This is a genomic window from Zobellella endophytica, from assembly GCF_003012775.1.
Lineage (GTDB): Bacteria > Pseudomonadota > Gammaproteobacteria > Enterobacterales > Aeromonadaceae > Oceanimonas > Oceanimonas endophytica.
Window position 1 is genome coordinate 952,700 of record NZ_PXYG01000001.1, and the last position, 26,898, is coordinate 979,597.

The 26,898-nt window shown below is 54.3% G+C and carries 17 protein-coding genes; 16 read left to right on the top strand and 1 reads right to left on the bottom strand.

Annotated elements, in window-relative coordinates; all coding sequences use genetic code 11:
* The first annotated feature begins 14 nt into the window (after window positions 1-14).
* The 13 genes from C7H85_RS04325 to C7H85_RS20220 all read left to right on the top strand — a co-directional run bounded on the left by C7H85_RS04325 (window position 15) and on the right by C7H85_RS20220 (window position 16,824).
* Window positions 15-1,943 (top strand): rhamnan synthesis F family protein, encoded by a 1,929-nt coding sequence (locus C7H85_RS04325; RefSeq protein ID WP_106728443.1) that lies wholly within the window; start codon window positions 15-17, stop codon window positions 1,941-1,943.
* A gap of 5 nt (window positions 1,944-1,948) precedes the next feature.
* Window positions 1,949-3,142, top strand: a complete 1,194-nt coding sequence (locus tag C7H85_RS19490; protein WP_146140418.1) for a hypothetical protein — start codon at window positions 1,949-1,951, stop codon at window positions 3,140-3,142.
* 79 nt (window positions 3,143-3,221) lie between these two features.
* Complete coding sequence (locus tag C7H85_RS04335; RefSeq protein ID WP_106728445.1) at window positions 3,222-4,370, top strand: glycosyltransferase 61 family protein; 1,149 nt, start codon at window positions 3,222-3,224, stop codon at window positions 4,368-4,370.
* Between the two features lies 1 nt (window position 4,371).
* Window positions 4,372-5,004, top strand: a complete 633-nt coding sequence (locus C7H85_RS04340) for a sulfotransferase family 2 domain-containing protein (protein ID WP_106728446.1) — start codon at window positions 4,372-4,374, stop codon at window positions 5,002-5,004.
* A 103-nt stretch (window positions 5,005-5,107) separates the two neighbouring features.
* Window positions 5,108-6,097 (top strand): hypothetical protein, encoded by a 990-nt coding sequence (locus C7H85_RS19495; RefSeq protein ID WP_146140419.1) that lies wholly within the window; start codon window positions 5,108-5,110, stop codon window positions 6,095-6,097.
* Window positions 6,098-6,108: 11 nt separating this feature from the next.
* Complete coding sequence (locus tag C7H85_RS19500) at window positions 6,109-7,446, top strand: tetratricopeptide repeat protein (protein WP_146140420.1); 1,338 nt, start codon at window positions 6,109-6,111, stop codon at window positions 7,444-7,446.
* A gap of 18 nt (window positions 7,447-7,464) precedes the next feature.
* The gene (locus C7H85_RS04345; RefSeq protein WP_106728447.1) at window positions 7,465-9,669 is read left to right on the top strand and encodes a glycosyltransferase family 2 protein; all 2,205 of its coding nucleotides are present in this window, start codon (window positions 7,465-7,467) and stop codon (window positions 9,667-9,669) included.
* 168 nt (window positions 9,670-9,837) lie between these two features.
* Entirely contained in the window at window positions 9,838-10,908 is a 1,071-nt protein-coding gene (locus C7H85_RS04350; protein ID WP_106728448.1) for a glycosyltransferase, read from the top strand.
* Window positions 10,901-11,482, top strand: a complete 582-nt coding sequence (locus tag C7H85_RS04355) for a hypothetical protein (protein WP_106728449.1) — start codon at window positions 10,901-10,903, stop codon at window positions 11,480-11,482. Before C7H85_RS04350 ends, C7H85_RS04355 begins: the two co-directional genes overlap by 8 nt.
* A 138-nt stretch (window positions 11,483-11,620) precedes the next feature.
* Window positions 11,621-11,884 (top strand): hypothetical protein, encoded by a 264-nt coding sequence (locus tag C7H85_RS04360; RefSeq protein ID WP_106728450.1) that lies wholly within the window; start codon window positions 11,621-11,623, stop codon window positions 11,882-11,884.
* Between the two features lie 874 nt (window positions 11,885-12,758).
* On the top strand, window positions 12,759-14,072 hold the full coding sequence (locus C7H85_RS04365) for a DUF1800 domain-containing protein (RefSeq protein WP_158260062.1): 1,314 nt from the start codon (window positions 12,759-12,761) through the stop codon (window positions 14,070-14,072).
* The gene (locus tag C7H85_RS04370) at window positions 14,065-15,279 is read left to right on the top strand and encodes a DUF1501 domain-containing protein (protein ID WP_106728452.1); all 1,215 of its coding nucleotides are present in this window, start codon (window positions 14,065-14,067) and stop codon (window positions 15,277-15,279) included. The genes C7H85_RS04365 and C7H85_RS04370 overlap by 8 nt, the downstream gene beginning before the upstream one ends.
* 45 nt (window positions 15,280-15,324) lie before the next feature.
* Window positions 15,325-16,824 (top strand): calcium-binding protein, encoded by a 1,500-nt coding sequence (locus tag C7H85_RS20220; RefSeq protein WP_106728453.1) that lies wholly within the window; start codon window positions 15,325-15,327, stop codon window positions 16,822-16,824.
* On the opposite strand, the gene C7H85_RS19505 is transcribed toward C7H85_RS20220, so the two are convergent.
* Window positions 16,814-17,278, bottom strand: coding sequence for a hypothetical protein (locus tag C7H85_RS19505; RefSeq protein ID WP_146140421.1), 465 nt, complete (start codon window positions 17,276-17,278; stop codon window positions 16,814-16,816). The genes C7H85_RS20220 and C7H85_RS19505 overlap by 11 nt on opposite strands.
* On the opposite strand from C7H85_RS19505, the gene C7H85_RS19510 reads away from it, so the two are divergent.
* From C7H85_RS19510 to C7H85_RS04430, 3 genes are all read left to right on the top strand, one after another.
* The gene (locus tag C7H85_RS19510; protein WP_146140422.1) at window positions 17,271-23,075 is read left to right on the top strand and encodes a Calx-beta domain-containing protein; all 5,805 of its coding nucleotides are present in this window, start codon (window positions 17,271-17,273) and stop codon (window positions 23,073-23,075) included. The genes C7H85_RS19505 and C7H85_RS19510 overlap by 8 nt on opposite strands.
* Window positions 23,076-23,299: 224 nt before the next feature.
* Complete coding sequence (locus C7H85_RS04425) at window positions 23,300-25,465, top strand: peptidase domain-containing ABC transporter (protein WP_210433555.1); 2,166 nt, start codon at window positions 23,300-23,302, stop codon at window positions 25,463-25,465.
* A complete protein-coding gene (locus C7H85_RS04430) occupies window positions 25,465-26,799 on the top strand; it encodes an HlyD family type I secretion periplasmic adaptor subunit (protein WP_106728454.1) in 1,335 nt (444 codons plus the stop codon). Before C7H85_RS04425 ends, C7H85_RS04430 begins: the two co-directional genes overlap by 1 nt.
* The last annotated feature ends 99 nt before the right edge of the window (window positions 26,800-26,898 follow it).

A 26,898-nucleotide genomic window follows, 5' to 3' on the forward strand; every position in this document is an offset into this window, starting at 1 on the left:
CATGGGCTCAGTTTATGCTTAAAAAAGCGATTAAATTTCTTAAACAAAAAAAACGAAAAAGAAAAGAGAACACGGCAAGTATTTTTCAACAGGCTGTCGACCTGGGGCTGTTCAACAGTGACTGGTATCAGTCCACCTACAGTGGCAGGTTCGATTCTGCCCGGGACGCCTTCGACGATTACCTGCATAAATCCCGTTTTGCTCCGGTCAATCCTTCTCCCGCCTTTGACGGTGAAATTTATCAGCGCCTGAACATGGACGTGTACACCAGTGTTCAAAGTCCGTTGAAGCACTATATTCTCAGTGGCCGCCATGAAGGTCGCTTTCATGTCGGTGCGGTAACCAAGTGGCACCCAAAAGAACCGGTGTCCACCAAGCGCAAGCTGACCGAGCAGGCCAGCCAGCAGAAGGTAGCCATTTGCCTGCATATCTTTTATGAGGATTTTATCGATCGTTTTGCCGATGCGCTGCGGCGCTTTCCCATGCCGGTTGATGTGTTCATTACCCTGGCGGACGGCAAGCTGGCCAGGAAAGCCACCTCTGTTTTCCAGAAGATAGGCCAGGTCAGGCAGGTTCAGGTACGCGCTGTTCCCAACAGGGGACGCAACTTCGGGCCCCTGCTGGTGGAATACGCACAAGAGCTGCGGGGCTATGATCTGTTTTGCCACCTGCACTCGAAGAAATCTCTCTATTCCGGCAAGGAGCAGTCTCAGTGGTCGGAGTATCTGACCGAGTACTTGCTGCGCGATCCCGCCGTCATCAACCGGGTGCTGAATGCCTTTGCCGATAATGAAGAGCTGGGAGTGTACTACCCCACCTCGTTCTGGATGATGCCCAACTGGGTAAACCACTGGACGGTAAACAAACCCCATACCGGGGAATGGCTGGAGCAGTTTGGCATGAGCCTGGATAGTGACTTTATCAACTATCCGGTCGGCGGCATGTTCTGGGCTCGTCCCAAGGCACTGAAAGAGTTGCTGGCTCGTGAGTATCAATACGAGGACTTCCCTGCCGAGCCCCTGCCGAATGATGGCTCCAGCCTGCACGCGCTCGAGCGGCTGGTGGGCTTGCTGGCGGAAAAGAACGGCTACAAGCAGTTTTACTATTATCCTCCCACCGGCCGCTTTACCACCGATAAAAGCTACTGCTACATCCAGTACCACAATTCGGCCCGCAATGCCTTTGACCAGATCAAGAACCACGAGCTCATCAGCTTTGATGTGTTCGACACCCTGGTGCGCCGGCGTTACTTCGCCCCCGATTACGCCAAGCTGAAGCTGGGAGCCCGGCTTGCCGCGGAAGGACTGGTGGATAATGCCCATGCCTTTGTCGGCCTGCGCAACGAAGCCGAGTTTGAGCTGCGTAAAGAACAGGCTTTTAAGGGTGACGTTCGTATCGACGCCATTTATCAGCGACTGGTGCAACGCCTCGGCCTGGATGAAACTCGTGCCGAACCCCTGATGCAGCAGGAGTTCGAACTCGATCTCGACATGATCGAGGGCAAGGACGAAATGGTGGATATCTTCAACGATCTCTATGCCCTGGGCCGAACCCTCTGGGTGGTATCCGATACCTATTACACCCGTGAGCAAATTGGCCTGATGCTGCGCAAAGCCGGCGTGACCGCCCCTTTCCGCCTGCTGGTGTCGAGCGAAGAGCAAAAGCGTAAAGACAACGGCACCATGTGGCACTTTGTGAAGAGTGAGCTGCAAAACATGGGTAGCCCCAGTTTCCTGCACATAGGCGACAATGTGGTTGCCGATGCCCAGTTACCTGGTGACCTGGGATTAGGGAATTTTCATATTTTAAACCCGCATGATAAGTGGCATGCATTTGGCCTTCCATCCGTACTTCGAGGTAAAGATTCCCTGAACGAGCAGGAAATTCTTAAGTGGGGGCCACTTATCTTCAATCTGGGTCGCAGTCCGTTTATTGGTGAGTAATTGTAATGAGAACTTTATTCCTTCACATCGGTCATGGAAAGACTGGTTCAAGCTATATACAAAGCAGTATTGCTCTGTCTGTAGGCGATTTATTGAAGAACAACATCGTATACCCGAGTATTAACCTGGATGATGCAAAAAAAGGATTTATAACATCGGGTAATGGTGGACTGCTGCTATCACCACAAATATTTAAAATATTAGAAAACAGTAAGGGAAGTGACATTCTCTTCAGTAGTGAGATGCTTTTTCATCACTTTATTGACAATCCCAACAACTACAATGTTGTCAATGAGTTTTGTGAAAAAGAAGGAATTTCACAAGTAAAAATACTGCTTTACATCAGAAACCCTGTGTCTCATGCTGCCTCTGATTTTCAACAGAGTGTAAAACGAGGTGGAAACGGTAATACTATCGAGCGTTTTTTTGAAGGATATAGAATGCCCGCGAATGTGCGGAAATTCATATCTGATAGAGAAAAAATAAAAAACTCCTCACTGACCATAGTTAACTACTCCAAAGAACGAAAAGCTCTGTTGACATCATTTTCTGGCTGGCTGGGTATCCCAGAAAGTACACTATCCACACCAGCAAAGAAAGTGGTAAACAGATCATTAACTTACTCTGAGTTGGAATTTCAGCGCCATCTGAACAAGAAGCTGGGTATTAGTGGTGATTTTATTGCGGATCCACTTTGCAATTTATTACCGGATGTAAAATCCGAGGTGGTATTGCCCAGCCTGGAATCACAGAAAAGCATGATTTCAAGGCTCTCTCAAGATATTGAGTTTGTTAACCTGCACGCAAAATCAAATGGATATGATATTGATATATCCATTGAAAACACCAAGCGGAAAACAGATCTCACATTCTCTCAAGCACAGGTAGAAGTTCTTTCCCAATCAATTGGAAACAAGATTTTAGGCTTGGAGCAGGCCCTCACCACACTGAAAAAATCGCTTGATAAAAAAGAACAGCTTACCACAAGTGAGAGTAAGGCTTTTTTCAACAGTTGCCATGCCAAATTAAGTGGTTCAGATAATACTGCCAATACCTATCGCGAACTGGCCCTGATGTTTGAAGAGCTGGGGAATATTCCAGTTGCATTACAAATGATGAAGGTCGCGAAATCATTCAGGCCCGATGGTCCATTAATAAATAATAAAATCAAGGTTTATGAAACCTTGTTAGCGCAGTAACCCTCCGAAATGGCTTAATAATATGGCATGATATTTTTAACATATATCATGCCGTACTTATAAAATATGGATATCTCAGATGATGGATGGTTTCGAGTTTAATGATGTTTATATAACCCCTTTCTCCGAGCTGTTGGACAACCCCCGCGGGCTATCCTTTCATCGTGGAGGTCCAATATGGCCAAGTTGGGAACAACAAATAGAAGTAAGGCACCGTCATCGGGATGCGCCAGTCGATGACAAACCACTCTTTGAGCCATCTGATAATATAGAAACAATCAATACACCATTACTCTGGTGTGGCCCGATAACTCAACATTACGGCCATCAAATAGCCGATTTTTTAACCAGGCTGCCTGCATACAAGGAAAAGGATGGACTTTATTGTTTTTCCCCACGTACTTCCTCTTCAATAAAAACCCTATCTGATACTCCTCGTTTTTTTCAGGATATGTTAAAGTGGTACAATATACCAGAAGATAGAGTTTTAATTGTCAGCAAACCCATTCTCGCCAAAAAGCTGTTTTGCCTGCCTCAACAAGAAAGATTAACTGCCGATGGCGGCATTCCTCCATCGCAGGAATATTTGGATATTCTTACAGAAAATACTATACGAAATGGCTTGGCAACAGAGAATAAAAATGGAACCTACTTTATATCCCGTGCGGCTATGTCTGCCAAACTGGCTGGTGAGGGTTATCTCGACTACTTTTTGGCAACCAAAGGCATCAAGGTTATTCGACCAGAAACTATTTCGTTACATGAACAATTACGAATATATTCTTCAGCCGAGCGCCTAATCTTCTCTGAAGGTTCGGCTTTACATACACTACAGCTTTTAGGCCGGGGGCTTTGGAAAACGAAAATACACATTATTAACCGTAGGCCTGGAACTAGGCTTGTTTCTAATATATTGAAGTCAAGATGTAACAACCTACAATATCATGATTTGGGTACATTAATCCATGGCCTCAATCTCGCTGGACGACCGGCTAAAGCAGTGGCCCTCACTGTTGCAGATAAGAAGGAGTTATTCACACTACTTCATCAACTGGAGATTGATACTAAAGGATGGTCTGACACTCTATGTAATTCCTTTATTAAAGATGATATTAAAGTATGGTTTGACAAGGAAAGAAGTTCAAAAAGAGCTAAAGTCCCTGGTTCATTGCCTATGATTTACAGAAAGCTCTCCTCTGTGGGAATAGATGTAAACGAGATTAAATGATATGCCTATTTTCAGTAAAGACAATAAAAACATTCTTTTTATACATGTTCCCAAAGCAGGTGGGAGTACAATAGAGTCCATATTTAAACGCTCAGAATTTGAAATGACCTATTTCGATGGTGGGAAGCATAGCAAACTTAATCCTCTGAGAAAGTGCTCTCCACAGCACATGTATGCTGAGCAACTCAATGCATTATTCGAAGTCAATAAATTTGATTATATTTTTATGCTAGTTCGCAATCCTATCGAGCGATTTAAGTCTGAGTTTGGCATGCGTCATCAACAAGCTGACAAAAACAATCGCTTGAACTTTGATTATGTGAACAGCTGGACAAAGAAAACTCTGGAAAATTATAATAGTAATCCATATTGTTACGATAACCATATTCGCCCACAAAGCCAATTTTATCTTCCCGGTACAAGAGTGTTTAAACTGGAAGACGGTATGGACAGTATCATAGAGCAGATCTCCAAAGATATTTCCATGCAATTAAATTATGATGGTTTTAAAATCATGGATAGAAAAAAGAAGAGTGGATTCTCGTCTAAAGATGTTCCTATTTCAGATTTTACACTGAATCACTTAGAGCATTTTTATGCTGAAGATTTTTTCAATTTTAATTATAAAAAATAGCTACATCAAAAAAACAAATTACTCAGACTAGTATTCCAGCACATCCTAATCTGACACTAGCTGTATATTCAGATGGCAAAGCTACTAATAACAGGGAAATAAAATGAGGCTGATTCTTCATCCCGGTCATGCTAAGTGTGGTTCAACAACAATTCAAAATTTCTTGCGTGATAATCGAGATTTCTTATTCAAAAACAAGTTTATAACGCTTGATAGCAACTTAAGAACTCAAGATGAACCTAACTTTATTGAAAAATCAGAGTCACCCCGAGGTTTTTTCAAAAGGATTCTTAATGGTAACTCTCTTCTAAACCTGGAAGAAAAGCTATCAAATATTAAGAACCGCTTTTCTGATCACACACTTATCATTTCAGCTGAAAACCTTACAAACCAAATCGCTGAAGGTGCGCCAGGCAGTAGCATTCACAAAACAATTTCAGAAATATTCACAGATGTAACTGTTATTTACTACATAAAGCCGCAAGATACATTTTTATTCTCTGGTTGGCAGCAATGGGGGTATAAGCAAGGTTTATCTCTCCAACAGTACATTCAGCGCTCCTTGAACCAAGGTGGCCCTAACTACCTCAGAGCTATCAATTTTTTTGAGAAAGTATATGGAAAAAACAACCTTAACATCTCCCCTCTTACGAGTAACGCTTTAATCAACAACGATTTAATTGATGATTTTTGTAGTAAAGCAAAACTCCCCATTCTTGATAAAAAGGTTAATCTGTCCCCTCAAAATGTAAGCCTCAATCCGATTATCTGTGATATTTTATCCAGACACCCCGAATTATTCAAAGATCAGCATGATGAAGAAATAAAAAATAAACTTGAAAGCCTTCATAGTAAACCCATTTTTTTACATAACAAACTGGATGGTTTACTTCCTCGTAAAAATCGAAAAGTCATATTAGATAGGTTTTTGGCTGATAACAAATACATACATGAAACGTATTTTCCACATCTAGACTTTGAGAATACCTTTTATGGCCACATTGAAAAGGTAAAGCCTTTAGGTGGAGAAATAGAACGGATTAAGGAAGAAAACCGTGTGTTGGTCGATTTGTTCATCTCTCTTATAAAGTAAATGTTTACATCATGATATTTAAAAGCATAAGAAAAAAACAGGTAGCTAACATTGTGCTTCATGTCGGTCCGCCAAAGAGTGGAACCTCTGCTATCCAATATTTTCTTCACAGTAACAATAAACTATTAGAAAAACACGGTTTTTTTTATCCCGAACATGATCTGGATAAAAATAATATCTCGGGCGGTCATACAGAACTTGGTCTGCCATTGACAGAAAACAATCTTGAGCAGGCAAAGATAACGTTAGAAAAGTTTCTGGCCACTGCTCGAGAAAAGAAACTGGATCTTTTATTATCTGCAGAATCATTTTATATTAATTCTGAGAAAATGAAGAAGCTACTTGTAGATTTCGATGGATCTGTCACCATCATTGCCTTCTTTCGAGATCCCTTGGAAACCATTTACTCCAGCTATAGTCAGATCATTAAACGACATTTTTACAAAGGTACCTTTGAGGAGCATTTTAAGAAAGTAACCGGAGGTGATGGTGGTTATTTTTCCGGAAAAATACTACAAAAATGGATCGAGCATTTTGGTGCTAATCAATGCAAAATTCACCCATATGACTTTAATACCTTTATTAATGATCGCATTGAGCTTTCTTTCCTCAGCTTGCTTAACATTGATAATAAGCACTTTCCTTCATTTTCACTTGGCGAAGAAAAAATAAACAAAAGCTACACAAGTTCCGCCTTAGAGTTAAAACGAATAATTAATGCTGCTTTGACCGAGAAAGATATTGTCCCCAATGCAAACATTGATCGCGCTCTACAATATTTCTCGGATAACAGTCAGGAAACCAGACTCGATTATCGAGAGATCTTAACAGAACAGCAGCGCACGTTGATACAGGATAAATTTTCATCTTCTAATAAGCTGATGCTCGCAACTCTTTATAAAACACCATCTGATGGCTATCTCAACTACAACAGCACTCATCATTCCATCCAATCTAAAAGCTCAATCATAGAATATTCTCTTTCTTCTGTATTCAGCCAAGCACTTGGAAGAGATGCTGCCATAGTGGAATTTTTATCTAAACGTGTTGGCACGCTACTGAAAAGGTCACCTAAGAACACATCTTTGCTTATGCTGGCAGAAATACTAAAAATCGGTTCCAATTATCAACCTTATTCTTTTTTCAGCCATGAGCAGCTAAAAAAAATCACTGCACCGGATGCATCACAATTTACTATTTATCTCAACTTGGCATTAGCACTCGAGAAAAAAAATCACATAGATGAAGCATTTCAAATGGCTGAGCGAGCTTTACAATTGCGCCCTAATGGCCAAGTTATAAAGACCCTGTATGCTCGACTAAGTCATAAAAAACCAACTCCCTTGTGATGTGAGCAAAACTCCCAGATGCTTAAACATGCCTTAACCAAGTTTTTTCAGTATTACATTAATTTTTTCCATCTTGTATTTCGCAATACATTCAAATACATTCAGTTTACCGAGCTGAGCCAACCTGACTTTTACGAAAGAATCTATCCTCTAAAAAAAGCATTTACGCCAACTGGTTGGTTTATCTGTGAAATCACAGCCAAAGGATCATTCCCCTGCACTACGGCCACAATTACGGCTCACGATAGAGCCTTGACTCTTCACAAAAAAATCAACTTGGAAAAATGTAAAACAGCTAAACGTATTATTTACCTTCCTTTTCAGCCAGACTATCTGACTCTGAACATTGACACTCAAATGGGTAAAATAGATACTCTTGATATTTCCTTCAAGAAGGTAACCCGGGCTTTTGCAGATAAAGCCATAAATAAAAAGTTATCGTATTTTCATCGGCGCTATCAGCTTCCTTCGTCTGAATCATTGAAACTGCATGAGCGCTACGCTGCATACAGCGACGGATTCGATATGTTATCGAATCAGGTATTGAGTTACCAACAATGGATAGAGCAGAAAGAAAATTTCTCTTTTTACCGACAGGCAGTGAGTGAATACTTGTTTCATCCCGTTATATCCATCATTCTTCCTGTCTACAACACTCCGGTCGAACTTTTGGCCGAAGCTATTCAGTCAGTCCAGCATCAAACCTATCCCAGCTGGCAACTCTGTATAGCCGATGATGCTTCGGATCATGAAGACACCCGACAATATTTGAAAGAGGTTGCGACCCGGGACAGCAGGATAAAGTTGATCTTCCGCGAGCACAACGGTCATATTTCCGCCGCCAGCAATTCCGCCCTGGCGTTGGCGGAGGGTGAGTTTATTGCATTTCTGGATCACGATGACCTGCTCTCGCCCCATGCGCTGACGGAAGTGGTGGCCGCCATCAATCACCACCCTACAGCCAAGCTGCTTTATTCGGATGAAGACAAGATCGATCTGGACGGAAACCGCCATCACCCGCATTTCAAGCCGGACTGGAATCCCGACCTGTTTTATTCATGCAACTATGTATCGCACTTTGCGGTGTATCGGCGCGATATCGCCAACCAGATAAAAGGGTTGCGGGAAGGATTTGAGGGCAGCCAGGATTACGACTTTACCCTGCGCTATATCCGGCATCTAAAGCCCTCCGATATCGTGCATATTCCAAAGGTGCTGTATCACTGGCGTGAATTACCCGGCTCGACCGCGGTGTCCCTGTCCGAAAAGGGTTATGCGCACCGGGCAGGGTTGCTGGCACTGCAGGATCATTTTTCCGGTAGCGGGGTGCGGGTTACAGACGGCCAGTCGGCTGGCAGCTATCGCCTGCTATGGCCCTTGCCGGCCAAGCCGCCGCTGGTGTCGTTGCTGATCCCCACCCGCGACACACTGCATCACCTGAAGAAGTGTGTCGACTCCATTATCGAGAAAACGAGCTACCCCCATTACGAAATTCTCATTCTGGATAACCAGTCGGTAGAGCCGGAAACCCTCGGCTATTTTGCTTCCCTTTCCGCTCATGAGAACATCCGTATCGTCAAATATGACGCGCCCTTCAATTATTCCTCCATCAATAACTACGGTGCGGCACTGGCCCGGGGTGAAGTGCTCGCCCTTGTCAATAACGACATAGAGGTCATCAGCCCGGACTGGCTGACGGAAATGGTCAGGCACGCCGTCCGCAAGGATGTTGGCTGTGTCGGCGCCAAACTGTATTACGGCAACGATACCATTCAGCATGCGGGTGTCATCTGCGGGCTGGGGGGGATCAACGGTGTAGCCGGCCATAGCCACAAATTTTATCCGCGGGAGCATCCCGGTTACTTCAACCGACTGTTGCTAACGCAGAATCTGTCTGCCGTGACCGCCGCCTGCCTGCTGGTCAAGAAGTCGATCTACACCCAGGTTAGTGGTCTGGACGAAGAACACCTGGCCGTGGCCTTCAATGATGTGGATTTTTGCCTGCGGGTGAAGGAAGCCGGTTACCGCAATATCTGGACTCCCTACGCCGAGTTGTATCACCACGAGTCGGTCAGCCGTGGCCACGAAGATACCCCCGAGAAGCTGGCCCGCTTCCAGGCCGAATGCGATTACATGCGCCAGCGCTGGGGAGAACGGCTGCGAAAAGATCCCGCCTACAGTCCAAACCTCACCCTGGATCGGGAGGACTTCAGCTATGGCTAGATCAAAAAAGCGCCACTCGGATCACCGAAACCCGCTTGAGGCATGACAAATTTGTCGTTTGTAGGGTAAGGTGCCTCTCGACCCATTCACGCCGCAGCATACTTCGCGGTATCGCATTCAATAGCCGAATGGGAACGCACCTTTTTACTCGACCACGGCGACAATTGAATGGCGGACACACCAGAGTGGCAGAAGCTACATGTTCTTTTTGTAAGCTGCTCCCGTCATAAGCAGGATTTTTATCGGGATGCATCGGCCCGATATCGTTGCTTTTTCCCCGCCGAATCACTCAACGCCGAGGGCGTATCGGCGTCGGTTGTCCATATCGAACAGTCAGTCACGCTGGATTTGGCCCCATTTGATGTCATCGTTGTCCACAGACCCACCCTGAACCTGGCTACCCGCCTGCTGCTGTGGCGCGCCGGCAGATTGAACATTCCCCTGGTCGCGGATGTGGATGATTTGCTCTTTCAGCCGGACGTGATCGATGATCTCCCCGCCGTCTGCAGTGGCGGTATGAGCAAGCGTGTGGCTAGAACGCGAGTGCTCGGTTATCAGGCGGCACTGGCACGCTTTCGGTTTATTACCTGCTCTACCCAGCCACTGCGGGATGAACTGCAGCACCTCTTCGCCGGCGCAGATATCCAGGTGATCAGCAATGCCGTGCCGCCGCGCTGGTTTGCTCCCTGGTCGCCCGGGCCCATGCCGGAACGGAAAATCATTCGATACCTGCCCGGATCCGGCAACCATGATCACGACTTTGCCATGATCAACCTGGCCCTGAGCAAACTGATGAGTGCCTTTCCCCAGGTGGAACTCGAAGTGTTCGGCCCGATCAGCCATCACTACGGCGCGCTTCCATCCCACCGGGTGCGCTTTCGGCGCGCCGTTCCTTATGAAGCGCTTCCCAAGATCATGCACGACAGCTGGGTCACGCTGGCCCCGCTGGTCGATAACCGGTTCAACCGTTGTAAGTCCGGGCTGAAGTTCTGGGAATCGGCCCTGCTGGGCGTCCCTGTCGTGGCTTCGCCCATTCCCGATATCCGCCGCTTCGATTGTTCAGGATTGCGCTTTGCAGCCGATCTCAATCAATGGTCTGAACAACTAGGTACATTACTGGATATCCGGCAATGGCGACAGGCACAACTATCCGCGCTGGCTACCGCCCAGGCACAATGTACCACCCGGAGCACTGCCCCTTTGTGGCATCATTTTTTGGCCAGGGTAGTTTATGGCTGATTACGCGACCATTGCCTTTGTGCCCTTCCACTGTTCCGGAGGCGATCGCCCCTGTGAACAGACCCGCTGGCAATTGGCCCAGTCGTTGTTTTGCGACTTGCTGGGCACCAACTGGCCCCAGCCCTTACTGTACCCTCGCATCCCTTCCCGCACCTGTGACTGGCAGGACTGGCGGCGCCTTACTCCCGAAGATGTCTTCGCCCTGAACGATGTGGCGTCTCTGGCCGATGCGCCCGATCACTGGCATGCGATCGCCTGGCTGCTCAATCACCCTCAAGCCGACCAAGAGCTGGCCTGGGCCTGGTGGCAACAGCATATGGTGGCGACCTGGCTCTCCTCCCCCACCGTACACGACTGGTGTGCACAACAGGATACGGTGTGCCTGCCAGCCCTTTCCGGGCAGATTTACCACTGTGTCACCATTCCCGGGCTGCTACAGTCCCGTGCCGCCGAGCGCCGTCGCCGTTTCCGCAAGCTGCATAAGCTGTTGCGGGATCCCAAGCGGTTCATGCGCGATTCCCGTCACCCGACCATAAAAAAGATCGGACAATACATTTCCCGAAACAAAAAATAAATCTCTTTATTTTCAGTACTTTAATTAAAAAACAACAATGTTAACAGCCATGTTGCAGGGCAGCATACTGCCGCAGTAAACAGGTTGGAATCTGCTCTCCCGTCAGACTGTTCCCGCCTGATACATTACGAGGTAAATATGAAGCCGATTGAAATTGCAGAAAAAATCATGCAGGAAAGCCCCGATGTATTGGGTACGGTACCTGCTAATCGGGCGGCCCGCATCATTCGTGCCGCTTTCGAGCAGCTTGTTATCGAACTGCAAAACACCGACGAAGGGAAGGTCACGGTGCCCAAGCTGGGTAATTTCATCGTCCGTCGGGTCGATACAGAAAAGAACGGTGAAAAGGTTCAGGTCAAACGCATCATATTCCGCCCTGTAGCGTTAAAAACCGAAGAATAAGGTTTTATGCAAAAGCCCGGTTCGCCGGGCTTTTGGTTTGCGGTAGGGTCCACTTCAGTGGACCACCCGAACCTTTTGGTTTGCGGTAGGGTCCACTTCAGTGGACCACCCGAACCTTTTGGTTTGCGGTAGGGTCCACTTCAGTGGACCACTCAACCCGGTCGACTGAAGTCGACCCTACCAGCTCCATCCGCAAGGGCCACTTCAATGGACCACTCAACCCGGTCGACTGAAGTCGACCCTACCAGCTCCATCCGCAAGGGCCACTGTTGGGTCCACTTCGGTGGACCACCCGAACCTTTTGTTTGCGGTAGGGTCCACTTCATCAGTGGACCACTCAACCCGGTCGACTGAAGTCGACCCTACCAGCTCCATCCGCAAGGGCCACTGTTGGGTCCACTTCGGTGGACCACTCAACCCGGTCGACTGAAGGGTCCACTTCAGTGGACCACTCAACCCGGTCGACTGAAGTCGACCCTACCAGCTCCATCCGCAAGGGCCACTGTTGGGTCCACTTCGGTGGACCACCCGAACCTTTTGTTTGCGGTAGGGTCCACTTCAGTGGACCACTCAACCCGGTCGACTGAAGTCGACCCTACCAGCTCCATCCGCAAGGGCCACTGTTGGGTCCACTTCGGTGGACCACTCAACCCGGTCGACTGAAGTCGACCCTACCAGCTCCATCCGCAAGGGCCACTGTTGGGTCCACTTCAGTGGACCACTCAACCCGGTCCACTGAAGTGGACCCTACCAGCTATTGCCGGGCTTTTGATGTCTGGAAATGTCTGCACCGTACTGAACGGTGCTTCTCATCCAATGCCGTTGTGCTACCTTGATGCCTCCACCGCCTCCGGTATTACATGGACTATCAACCATGACAACGCTCACCCTGCCCGCCAGTTCCGAGGCCATTCGTCTCTACCGCCTCGCTCAAAACAAGGTGACCCGGCAGCAAGGCGATGCCCGTTTCAAGGCCAACCAGCAATTATTGCGGGCTCGCCTCGCCCTGGTGCAAAGCTTCAGTGCCCAGTCGCTGGCCCGCCTGCTTGCGGCGCCTGCGCAACACGCCATCGACAAGGAGCATCTGCTGTGGTTCTGGTGTAACCACTTCAATGTATTCTGGCGCAAGGGCCTGGTCGGGGCGGCCCTGCCCGATTACGTCGAGTCGGCCATCCGGCCCCATATTCTCGGCAATTTCAAAGACCTGTTATTGGCTGCCCTGAGCCATCCCGCCATGCTGGTGTACCTGGACAACCAGCGCAACGTGACCGGCAAAATCAATGAAAACCTGGCGCGCGAGCTGCTGGAGCTGCATACCCTGGGGGTGAACGGCGGTTACAGCCAGCAAGACGTACAGCAGGTGGCGGAAGTGCTCACGGGGGTGGGGCTACGCCCGATGAAGGCCTTCAGATTGCCCCCCAGGCTGCAGCAGTTGGCAGTAATTCAGGGAGAGTTCATGTTCGATCCCCGCCGGCACAGCTTCACCACCAAAACCGTGCTGGGGCAGCGGATTTCCCCTTTGGGCTTTGACGAGATCGGGCAGCTTATCGATATTCTGGTGGCCCACCCGGCAACCGCCCGGCATATTGCCGGCAAGCTCGGTACCTTTTTGCTGGGAGACGCGCCCCCACAAGGGGCCATTACCAATGCCGCCGGTGTTTTTGCCAGCACCCATGGCGATCTGGCGCAAACCATTTCGGCGTTGCTGCCGTTCGCCCGGCAGGTAACACAACCCAGCTTCAAGGATCCACTCCGGTTTGTGCTCTCCGCCACCCGACTGCTGGCCAACGGCAATGAAATCGGCAATGTCAAACCCGTTGCCCGCTGGCTGCGTTTGCTGGGCCAGCCCCTGTTCGGCCATCAGACCCCCGATGGCTACAACCTGGTTGGTAGTGCCTGGCAAAGCGCCGGACAATTGACCCAGCGCATCGAGCTGGCCAGGGAAATGGTGCAGGTGGTGCCACGGCTGGTGAACCGGCCGGCCAACCCCAGGCAGTTGCTGGCGCGGCTTGGCCTGGAAAACACCGGGCCGCAAAGGCCCACAACCGGGTTGCCTGCGGGGCGAATCAACCTGAGTGAAAACACCCTTTCAACACTCATGTCTGCCCAGCCCCCTCCCGAACGCCTGGCCCTGCTGCTGGCCAGCCCCGAGTTCATGTTCTGGCTTCCTGGAGCACATCATGCGTAGGCGCGACTTTTTGAAACTGACGGCGGTCATGGCCGCCGGCTCGCTCAGTTGGCGGCTTTGGGCCGCGCCTACCGGGGGCAGCCAAACCCGGTGCCTGGTGGTTTTTCTGCGCGGTGCCTACGACAGCCTCAATGCACTGGTGCCCTACGCCGACGACTTTTATTATCAGTCCAGGCCCAATATTGCCCTGCCCCGCCCGGATAAAAAGGATCCCCAGGCCGTCATTGCGCTGGACGCGCGCTGGGGCATGGCCGCGTCCCTGCAGGATGACCTGCACCCGCTTTATGCCGCGAAGCAATTGGCCTTTGTGCCCTTTGCGGGCACCGGTTTCGTGTCGCGCAGCCACTTCCAGGCCCAGGACTGGGTTGAATTCGGCCAGCCCGCAACGGCGCGCCCAAATTCGGACAGCGGCTTTCTGAACCGTCTGCTGCGTGAGCTGGGCGCCGGCACGGCCCCCCGGCCGGAAGCCGTGAGTTTTACCCAGACCCTGCCACCCATTTTGACGGGCACCATGCCGGTGGCGAATTCGCCGATAAGCCTGCCCCGCAGCCGGCAATTGACGCCCCATTTCGAGCAACTGGTGTTGCAGATGTACACAGGGCATGCGCTGGAACAGCAGGTCAGCGACGGTTTGGGCCTGCGCAAAGCCATTGCCAGCGAACTGGTGGAGGAGATGCAGGCGGCGTCCCGCGATGCCACCGCACCGGGCGGCTTTGCCCTGGAGGCCGGGCGCATCGGGCGGCTGCTACGCGAGCGCCCCGAGCTGAGTGTCGGCTTTATTGACGTGGGTGGCTGGGATACGCATGCCGCCCAGGGCGGGGCCAGCGGCGCCCTCAGTACCCGCTTGCAGGCGCTGTCGGCGGGGCTTGCCGAACTGGAAACCTCGCTGGGCAATGGTTGGAACAACACCGTGGTCATGGTGCTGTCGGAATTCGGCCGCACCTTCCGCGAGAATGGCAGCCGGGGCACCGACCACGGCCACGGCACCGCCATGTGGGTGCTGGGTGGCAGCATCAGCGGAGGACGAATCGTGGGCGAGCAGGCCGACCTCGCGCCCGGCAAGCTGCATCAGGACCGCGATCTGCCGGTGCTCAACGAGTATCGTGCGGTGTTGGGTGGGCTGTTTCGCCATATGTACGGCCTGAACCCGGCCCAACTGGCACGAATTTTCCCGTCATCAACACCGGCTGATTTGGGGCTGCTGTAGTGAGAGCGGCTATAGTTTACCGGAGCTTTCAATTGAGGACTGATCATGGCCAATGCCACCGCCTTTAACACGGTAAACATGGAACAGGCATCGGTTTGGTATGGCGATGTGACCATCGCCACCACCAACCACATTCAGGTTGCCTACGGACCTTATGTACAAAACTATTACGGCAGTTTTTCCTATTCGAGCTTCGGCCTGGCCGGCGGAGCTGTCACTTCCAGCAATTATTACGAGTTTGGTCGCAAGATTTATGAGATTAGCGGCGGCAGCTTCAGCGCCCTCACCATCGAGTCCTATCTGAACCGGGGCGATATGAATGCCCTGCTCGGTTATGTGTTTTCAGGCAATGACAGCGTCAGCGGCTCCGGCGGCCACGATTACCTGAAAGGCTTTGGTGGCACCGACAGGCTCTTTGGCAATGGCGGCAACGATACCCTCGATGGCGGCACCGGCGCGGACACCCTGTATGGTGGTGTCGGTAACGATATCTACCTTGTCGATAATGTTGGCGAACGTGTTATCGAGTACGCCGGTCAAGGGGTGGATATTGTTCGTGCTTCCGTGAGTTTCTCCCTCCCGGCCCAGGTGGAACATCTCCAGCTCGGTGGCTACGCCGCATCGGGTACCGGCAATCCGCTCGATAACCGTATAACGGGTAATGCTTCCGTCAACCGGCTGTCCGGCATGGCCGGCAATGATTCGCTTTTTGGCCTGGGCGGAAACGATACCCTGCTGGGCGGTGCCGGCAACGACATCCTGCATGGGGGCACCGGCCACGATATGCTCAATGGCGGTGTCGGTGCCGATACCATGCGGGGCAACCAGGGTAATGATGTTTATGTCGTCAACAGCCACCAGGACAGGGTCATCGAGCTTGCCGGCCAGGGCAACGACACGGTAAGAGCCAGCGTCAGCCATGCGCTCACCGCGAATGTGGAAGCGCTGCTGCTCACCGGTAATAACGCGATCAACGGTCACGGCAATGCCATGGCCAATCAGATCACCGGCAATGCCGCCGGCAACCGGCTCGCCGGCCTGGGCGGTAGTGATTTGTTGAGAGGAATGGCGGGTGCCGACACGCTGCTTGGCGGCGGCGGCAACGATCGCCTCTTCGGCGGCGCGGGCAACGATCTGTTGAATGGCGGCCTCGGTACCGACGTGCTGGTGGGCGGCGACGGCGCCGATACCCTGCTGGGTGGGCCGGGCAGGGATCGGCTCACCGGCGGTGCCGGTGCGGACAGGTTCAGGTTTGTGGCCAGGAGCGAGGGGGTGGACACCATCACCGATTTCCACTCCGGGAGCGATGTGCTCCAGGTTGTCAGCCGCAACTTCGGCAACCTGGCGACAGGCCGGCTGGCTCCCGCCCGTTTCAGCCTGGCGGGCAGTCCCTTGTCGGGCGGCAATGCCGCCTTTATCTACAACCGCAGCACCGGGAACCTGTTTTTCGATCTTGATGGTGCCGGCACCGGTGCCGCCGTAAAAATGGCAGATCTGGGTGCGGGAACCCTGCTGAAAGCCGGTGACATTCAGGTTATTGCGTGAATCTCCCCGCTCCGGTGTGCAGGCCCTGCCGCCTTTGCACCGGAACAACCCAGGCCAGCTTATAATGAGTCCATTCCTTCACATGATTTTTTGTATTGAAAAAACAGACAAGAGCAGGAAATAAACGAGATAGAACAAGCAGTAATACAAGGTCTTTCCGTACGCTTTTTGATTTCACTTCTGCTGAAAACCTCATTGAACTTGTATTGTCAATCACGCCAGACACAAATGCGTCATTCCATGACGCCCATTGTCTATACTCCTTCCATCCACATTCCATTTGAGTAACTGTTCCGAGTTGCAGCCCGCAACCGGTTGGCTCAGGAGATCCTTCGTGCCAAAACGGGACGGCCAACCACAGGAAGGGAGCCTGTTCCTGGCGAGGTTCGGGCAGGGCGCCATATTCGGAGCAATGATAAAACCAGGGAAAACCAGGGAGCGGTGTCATGGCCACAATCTATTCCTCTGATATTACCGTCAGTGAAGATGCACAATTCGCCGACTTTCTGGTGTGGCTGGACGTTCCGGTCAACACGCCGGTCACGGTGTCATACCGAACCATCAATGTCACCGCCTCGTCTCCGAGTGATTATACGGCCCAGAGTGGAGTACTGACCTTCGCGCCGGGCGAAACCCGGCAGACGGTCCGTATCCCTATCGTCAACGATCTCGTGGCGGAGAGCACCGAAACCTTTGCCCTGCAACTCTCCGGCCCCAGTGCCGGCAACACACTGGCTCAGGGCATCTACCTGGCCACCATCGTCGATAACGAAGCGCCGGTCATCGATGCCAATGCCAATGCCGTGTTCGATCCTTCCGAAAGGGCCAATCTCTCCGTGGCCGACATCACGGTAGATGAAAAAGCGGGCACCGCTACCTTCAACCTGGTGCTGGACAAAGCCGCCTCGGCGCCCTTCTCGGTGGCTTATACCCTGGGCGGCGGCACCGCCACGGCCAACGCCGACTACAGCCCCGCCGGCAACGGCAACCTGGCTTTTGCCGCGGGCCAAACCGCCGGACAGATCACCGTGAACATTGCGGATGACGGCATCGCCGAGCCGGAAGAGTTCTTCAACCTGACCCTCAACTCTCTCGGCGGCGCCGGGGCCGGGCAGGTACAGATAGCGGATGGCCATGCCATGGCGCTGATCGGACGCAACGAGGGGCCGGCCATCACCAACCCGGTCATTTCCGTGCAGGATGCCGTGATCAGCGAGGACCGGGATCATGTGAGCTTTGTCGTCAAGCTCAGCGCCCCCGCCCAGAATCCGGTTTCGGTCACCGTCAGCACCTCCAACCTGACCGCGTCCAACCCCAGTGACTACCGGGCCATCAGCAACACCCTGGTGTTCGCCCCCGGCGACACCACCCGGCTGGTGCAGGTGCCGTTGGCAGGTGGCACATTGATAGAGCCTCTCGAAACCTTTCTGCTGCGCTTGTCCAGCCCCAGCGCCGGGGTATTTCTTGCCCAACCGTTCTATTTCGCCACCATCGTCGATAACGACGTCCGGGTGGCGGACATCAACAGCAACGGCGTGTTTGACGCCCAGGAGCGGGCCAACCTGTCGGTGCGGGATCTGGCCGTAGATGAAAAAGCCGGTACCGCCACCTTCAACCTGCTGCTGGACAAGGCCACCGACGCCCCCTTTACCGTGGCCTACAGCATCGGTGGCGGCACCGCCACCGCCGGCAGCGACTATGTGACCAACGGCCAGAGCAGCGTTACCTTCGCCCCCGGCCAAACGGCCCAGCAGATCACCCTGGCCATTGTCGACGATGCCCTGGCCGAGACCGCCGAGTTTTTCAACCTCAGGCTGGGTGCGCTCTCCGGCCCGGCGGCAAACCAGGTGCAGGTAACGGATGCCGTGGCCCGCGCCCATATCGGCCGGAGCGACGGCATTACCGTGACCAACCCGGTGATTTCCGCCCAGGAGCTGGTGATCAGCGAGCACCAGGGTTACGCCGATTTTGTGATACGACTGAACGCGCCGGTACAAAGCCCGGTGAGCGTGGTGGCCTCGACCGGCAGTTTCAACACATCTTCACTCGACTTGACCGGCCGCGCCAGCGCCACCCTGGTTTTCGGGCCGGGAGAGACCACCCAGACGTTCCGCATTCCCGTCACCAACGACACCGCCATTGAAGGTACGCTCGGCAACGAGCACTTTTTCCTGCGGCTGAGCAATCCCAGTGCCGGGGCCAGCCTGGCTCAGAACGTGTATGTCGCGACCCTGGTCGACAATGATTTCACGGTGTCGGACGTGAACGGCAATGGCCTGTTCGACCTGCCGGAAAGGGCCAGCCTGTCGGTGCGCGACGCGGTGGTGGATGAAAAGGCCGGCACCGCTACCTTCAATCTGGTGCTGGACAAGGCCACCAACGCTCCCTTTTCGGTGGCCTATACCCTGGGCGGCGGCAACGCCACCGCCGGCGCCGACTACATCACCGATGGCGACACCAGCCTGACCTTTGCGGCAGGGCAAATGGCCCAGCAGGTTACCGTGTCCATCGTGGATGACGGCCTCGCCGAAGGAGAGGAGCTGTTTTACCTGCGGCTTGGTAATCTCACCGGCCCCGCCGCCAACCAGGTCAGTATCGTCAATGGCGGTATCGGCACCGGCCTGATCGGCAAGAACGACGGGGTTTCGGTGCTCGATCCCATTATTTCCGCCCACGATATCGTGGTCAGCGAGCATGGCGGTTACGCGGAGTTTACCGTGCGGTTGAGCGCCCCGTCCCAGAATCTGGTCTCGACCTCGTTCAGTACCGCCTCCCTCACCGCCGGCAGTGCCGATGTGGGCGGCCGCAGCTCCGCCAACTTCTTGAGCTTTGCTCCCGGGGAAACCGTCAAGACCATCCATATCCCCGTTTTCGACGACACCACGGTGGAGCCGATAGAAAGCTTCCTGTTGCGCTTCCACAACCCGACCGGTGGCGCCCGCCTGGCGCAAACCAGCTATGTGGCCACCATCGCCAACGATGACTCCTTTGCCACCGACAGCAACGGTGACGGCCTGTTCAGCCCCCAGGAGCGGGCCCGGTTGTCGGTGATGGATACCGTGGTGGACGAAGGGGCCGGTACCGCCACCTTTACCCTGATGCTGGACAAGGCGACCACGGAGCCGTTTTCCGTCACCTACACCATCGGTGGCGGAACCGCCACCGCCGGCGCCGATTACAGGGCCGACGGCAACAATCGCCTGACCTTTGCGGCCGGTGACACCGTGCAACGGGTCACCGTGGCCATCGAAGACGACAACCTGGCCGAACCGGAGGAATACTTTAACCTGACCCTCGGAGCCCTGTCCGGCCCGGGGGCGGCCCAGGTGAATGTACGCGACCGGGTGGGCACCGTGGTTATCGGCCACAGCGATCGGCCAACCAACACCCTGCCGACCCTGACGGTGTCGGACGCCATCGCGGCGGAGCAGACCGGTTATATGGACTTCGTGGTGCAGCTGTCGGCCCCCTCCCCCAACCCGGTCAGTTTTTCTTACAGCACCCGCAGCGCCACCGCCCTGACCAGCGATTTTTCTTCCACTTCCGGCAGCCTTCTGCTCGCCCCCGGCGAGACCAGCCGCACCATCCGGATAGCGGTCACCGACGATATCGCCATAGAGAGCCTGACCGAAACCTTTACCCTGAGCCTCAGCTCGGTGGTGGGGGCCAACCTCGGCACCCTCGCCGCCAACGGCACCATAGTGGACAACGACGATCCGCAAAACTTCAATCTGCTGCTCTTCGGCCGGGGCGACGATGTCTACACCGTGACCAGTCCGCTGGATTTGGTGTTCGAACTGCCGGGCGGCGGCATCGATACCGTTAACAGCAGCATCGGCTATACCCTGCCGGACAACGTGGAGAACCTGAACCTGACCGGCTCCGCCCCGCTCAATGGCACGGGCAACATCCTGGCCAACCGGATCGGCGGCAACAACGCCGCCAACATACTAAATGGCGAGGCCGGCAACGATACCCTGCTGGGTAACGGCGGCAACGACCAGCTCAATGGCGGCCTGGGGGACGACCTGCTCAACGGTGGCCCGGGGGCCGATACCCTGCGCGGCGGCGTCGGCAACGACGCCTATGTCATCGATAACGTCAACGACAGTGTCGTTGAACTGCCCGGTGAGGGGACGGATGAAGTACGCAGCACGGTCAGCCACGCGCTGGCGGCGAATGTGGAAAACCTGGTGCTGCTCGGCAACGGCGCCCTCAACGGTACCGGGAACGGCCTGGCCAACCGCCTGACCGGCAACAACGCCGCCAACCGGCTCAACGGCAACGGTGGCAACGACCTGTTAATCGGCAATGGCGGCAACGATGTCCTCAATGGCGGGGCCGGTATCGATACCCTGCGCGGCGGAGCCGGCAACGATAGCTATGTGGTCGACCATACCAACGACAGCGTCATTGAACTGGCCGGCCAGGGCATCGATACCGTGCAGGCCAGGGCCAGCTATACCCTGGGGGCCAACGTCGAACGCCTGATCCTGACCGGGGCCGGCGCCTTCAACGGCACCGGCAACACCCTGCACAACCAACTGACCGGCAACAGTGCCGGCAACCGGCTCAATGGCGGTGCTGGCAATGACCTTCTGGTGGGCCTGGCCGGCAACGACACCCTCGATGGTGGCGCCGGTGCCGACACCCTGCGGGGTGGCCTCGGCAACGATAGCTATGTTGTCGACAACCAGAATGATCGCGTCATCGAACTCGGCGGTCAGGGGCTGGATGTGGTTCGCAGTACCATCAGCCACACCCTGGCCGCCAACGTGGAAAACCTGGTGTTGCTGGGCAATCAGGCCCTTAATGGCTCCGGCAATGGCCTGGCCAACCGCCTGACCGGCAACAGTGCCGCCAACCGGCTGGTGGGTGGGGCGGGCAACGACGTGCTGCTGGGCAACGGCGGCGACGACATCCTCGAAGGCGGACTGGGCAACGATCAGCTGAATGGCGGCCCCGGCGCCGACACCCTGCGCGGCGGAGGTGGCAACGACACTTATTTCATCAACCACATTAACGACAGGGCCATTGAACTGACCGGAGCAGGCAACGACACCGTACGCGCTACCCTGTCCCATGGCCTGGCGGCCAACATCGAGAACCTGGTCCTGATGGGCAACCAGGCCATCAATGGCACCGGCAATGCCCTGGGCAATCGCCTCACCGGCAATGGAGCCGCCAACCAGCTCAATGGCGGTAATGGCAACGACGTGCTGCTGGGCAACGGCGGCAACGACATCCTCAATGGGCAAGGCGGTGATGATACCCTCAATGGCGGCGCCGGTGCCGACACCATGCGGGGCGGGGCCGGCAACGACAGCTATTTTGTCAACCATCTCAACGACCGCGTGGTGGAGCTGGCCGGCCAGGGCAACGATACCGTGAATGCCGCTTTCAGCTATACCCTGGGTGCCAATGTCGAGCATCTGCGGCTCTCCGGTAATCGGGCAATCAACGGTACCGGTAACGTACAGAACAACCGCCTGACCGGCAATAACGCCGCCAACCGCCTCAACGGCGGCGGCGGCAACGACGAACTCTTCGGCATGGGGGGCAACGATGTGCTCAACGGCGGTGCCGGCGCCGATCTGATGCACGGTGGCGCCGGTAATGACAGCTACCAGGTGGACAATATCAATGATCGCGTCGTCGAACTGACCGGAGCCGGGCTGGATACGGTGCGTGCCACCGTCAATCATGTGCTGGCGGCCAATGTGGAGCACCTGGTGCAGCTTGGCGGACGGGCGATCAACGGCACCGGTAATGCCCTCAACAATCGCCTGACCGGCAACGACGCCGCCAACCAGCTCAACGGCGGCGGCGGTCACGATATTCTGCTCGGCAATGGCGGCAACGACCTGCTTATCGGCAACGTCGGCAACGATACCCTGATCGGCGGCGGCGGCCTCGATACCCTCACCGGGGGCACCGGCGCCGACAACTTCAAGTTTTTGACCGCCACCCAGGGCGCCGACAATATTACCGACTTCACCTCCGGCGTCGACAGAGTGCAGGTCGTCAGCCGTAACTTCGCCAACCTGGCGCCGGGCAGCCTGGCCGCCAATCGCCTGGTGGCGGATGGCTCCGCCCTGAGCAGTGGCGTTGCCGCCTTTATCTACAATACCCAAAGCGGCGTGCTCTCTTTCGACCGGGATGGCCTGGGTGGAGCCGCCGCCAGCCATGTGGCGACCCTGACGGGTCCCAAAACATTACTGGCCAGCGATATCCAGGTGGTTTCCGCATAACCGCCCATGCAAACCGGTGGAATAAAACGCCTTCTCCGCCGGTTCGCCTGGCCCCGACAATAAGCGACCTGCCTCACGGCTCCGTATGTGATAGGCAAGAGGCTATATTTTCTATTATTCTGTCATTCCAAATAAGTCGCCTGTTTGCATTACACGATCGTGGACGAGGCATGATGCCCTTCCTGATCGGCTGATAATAAAACTCTCACTAAAGTGGCAGCTACGTGACAACAAATAACCAAGAAGAAGCGCTGAACACCGGCCTGTTCTGCCTTGCAGCCCTGGCCCGGCACCATGGCATTCATGCCTCCGAAGAGCAGATCCGGCGCAGTCATCTGCCGACGTCGCCCTCGCCCCACGGCCTGGTGGATGACGTGCTGGCGGCGGCACGTTCCTTAACCTTGAAGGCCAAACGCATTTCTTCCGACATGGCGCAGTTGCTCACGCTGAGCGGGGTATTGCCGGCCATCGCCCGCCTTAAAAACGGCAATTTCGTGGTGATTGTCGGCACGAAGTCCACCGAGACGGTGCCCGCCCTGGCGGTGCTGGATCCCCTCGCCCAGCCGGCCAACACCGTATTCTGGCTTGAACAGCACGACTTCGAACAGTCCTGGTCCGGAGAGCTGTTATTGCTGAAACGAGAGTTCGGCCTGCTGGATGAGCGACAGCCCTTCGGCATCAAGTGGTTTTTGCCCGAGCTGTTTCGTCAGCGCACCTTTTTACGGGACGTGGCCATCGCCGCCCTGGTATTGCACATACTGGCGTTGTCCCTGCCCATTTTTACCCAGCTGGTGATCGACAAGGTGATTGTGCATCAGGCCTATTCCACCCTGTATGTCCTGACCGGGGGGGTGGTGCTGGCGCTGGTTTTTGAGGCGGTGTTTTCTTATTTGCGCCAATATTTTCTGCTGCATGCCACCAATAAAATAGACATTCGCCTGGCGCAAAAGACCTTTTCTCACCTGTTGCGTCTGCCCATCAGTTTCTTTGAGACCGGCACCGCCGGGGTCATTACCCGCCATATGCAGCAGACGGAGAAGATCCGACAGTTCCTCACCGGAAGGCTGTTTTTCACTATTCTTGACGCTTCCATCCTGCTTATTCTGCTGCCGTTGCTGTTTTTCTATTCAACCAAACTGGCGGTCGTGGTGCTTTGTTTTGCCCTGGCCATCGGGCTGGTGGTGTTTTCCCTGATCCCGGCCTTTCGCGCCCGGCTGCAGGCGCTGTATAACGCGGAAGCCGAACGCCAGGCCATGCTGGTCGAATCCATCCAGGGGATGCGCACGCTCAAGGCGCTGGCGGTAGAGCCGAAACGCCGACGTGAATGGGAAGACAAATCCGCCCAGGCCGTACAGATGCATTTTCGGGTGGGCAAGATTTCGATGACCGCCCATACCGCCATGTCCTTTCTCGAAAAACTGATGAGCGTCAGCATTATCGCCCTTGGCGCGCAGGCGGTGTTCGATCAGACGCTCACCGTGGGCGCCCTGATCGCCTTTCAGATGCTGGCCGGGCGCGTCGTGACGCCGCTGGTGCAGATTGTGTCACTGGTGCACGAATACCAGGAAACCGCGTTGTCGGTACGGATGCTGGGCGAGATCATGAACCGGCCCGAGGAAGGGATGCGCGAGTCGGGCGGGCTCGAGCCGGAGCTCAAAGGCCGCATCGACTTTGAAGACGTGACTTTCCGATATGTTCCCAATACACCGCCGGCAATAAACCGGATGAGTTTTACCCTGCCCGCAGGCAAGGTGGTGGGGATGGTCGGCCGCAGCGGCTCCGGCAAGTCTACCCTCACCCGGCTGCTGCAGGGTCTGTACCAGGCGCAGGAAGGGGTGGTACGGTTCGACGGCATCGATATCCGCGAGATAGATCTGGGCCACCTGCGCCGCAGCATCGGTGTGGTGCTGCAGGACAACTTCCTGTTCCGTGGCACGGTACGCGAGAATATTTCAATCACCAAGCCTTCCGCCACCTTTGAAGAAATCGTGGATGCCGCTAATGTCGCCGGGGCGGCGGAGTTTATTGAGCGACTGCCCCAGGGCTACGACACCCTGCTGGAAGAGAATGCCGCCAACCTGTCCGGCGGGCAGAGACAGCGGCTGGCCATCGCCCGGGCATTGCTGCCGCAACCCAGGATCATGATCTTCGATGAAGCCGCCAGCGCCCTGGATCCCGAGTCGGAAGCCATATTCCTGAACAACCTGAGCCGGATCACCGCCGGACGTACCGTTATTATCGTCTCTCACCGGCTGTCTACCCTGGTGGCGTCGGACGCCATCGTGGTGTTGAACCGGGGGCAGATTGTGGACGCGGGCCGGCATGACGAATTGCTGCACCGCTGTGATATTTATAACCGCCTGTGGCAACAACAGAATCGGCATTTGTGATGAAACAAGAAACTGACGAGACCAAAGCGTTACTGCGAGAGTTTTTGCCCAGGGCCCAGGCCATGGATCTGTTTGATCCCCCCAAGGGCAGCAAGGTGACCCTGTACGTGCTGCTGGCCATGTTGGTGACCGCCGTGTTGTGGGCCACCTTTGCCAACATCGACAAGCTGGTCACGGCACGGGGGCGGCTGATCACCCCCCAGTCCAACATGGTCGTGCAGCCAATGGAACCCGGCATTCTTAAAAGCATAGAGGTGCGCGTCGGTCAGGTCGTCAAGGCCGGGACCGTGCTGGCGACCCTGGATCCGACCTTTGCGGTGGCCGATGCGGCCCAGCTGGGGTTACGGGAACAAGGGCTGCTTTTCCAGCTGGAGCGGCTGGACGCCGAACTGGCCGGCCGGGAGCCGGAACTGTCGATGGAGGACGGCATCATGGCCGGGGTGCAGGCGGCGTTATATGAAGAGCGCAAGGCGGCATTCGCGGCCAGGCTGAACCAACTGGAGCAGACCATAGTACAGCTGACGGCATCGCTGACGACCAATGAACAGGATCAGCAAGTGCTCTCCAGCCGAATGGAATCGTTACGCCAGCTGGAGACGATGCATAGCGATCTGGCCACCCGGCAATTCGGCTCCCGCGCCTTGATCCTGGAAACGCGCGAGCGCCGCCTCGAAGTGGAGCGGGATTATCTGCTGGCCAAAAACCAGCGGGCCGAAATAGAGAGCCAGATTGCCGCCGCCGGGGCCGAACGGGAAGCCTTTATCAAATCATGGCGCCAGGACACCATGCAGATGATGTCCGATGCGCTGCAACAGCGCAGTGAAATCAGTGAACAGATAAGCAAGGCAAAACGACGTACCGATCTGGTCACGCTCACCACCCAGCAGGATGCGATTGTGCTGGACATTGGCGATATCTCTCCCGGCTCCGTGGTGCGTGAAGCCGAACCCTTGTTTGTGCTGGTGCCGCTGGATGCCGAGCTGGAAGCCGAAGTGGAAGTCGCCACCTCGGATATTGGCGACATTCTGGTGGGTGACAAGGTGCGGCTGAAGATCGATGCCTATCCGTTCCAGAAACACGGCACCCTGAATGGCGAGGTGACTCATGTCAGTGCGGACACCTTTACCCGCGAGAGCGGCATGGGCCCCAGTTATCATTATTTGACCCGCATCCGGTTGACGGACATCCGGCTGAGCGGCGCCGATGCCAGGGATGCCCATTTGCTGCCGGGCATGACCCTGTCCGGTGAAATCATTACCGGCAAGCGTTCCGTCCTGTCTTATTTCACTTATCCATTTATACGGGTATTGGACGAGTCACTGCGGGAACGATGAGAATATGACAATGGATAACAACAGCAAAAGATAAAACATGGCAACACGGCAGAAATCTGGGTATAAAAGATCCGAGTAAATACCTCACTCAACTCCTGA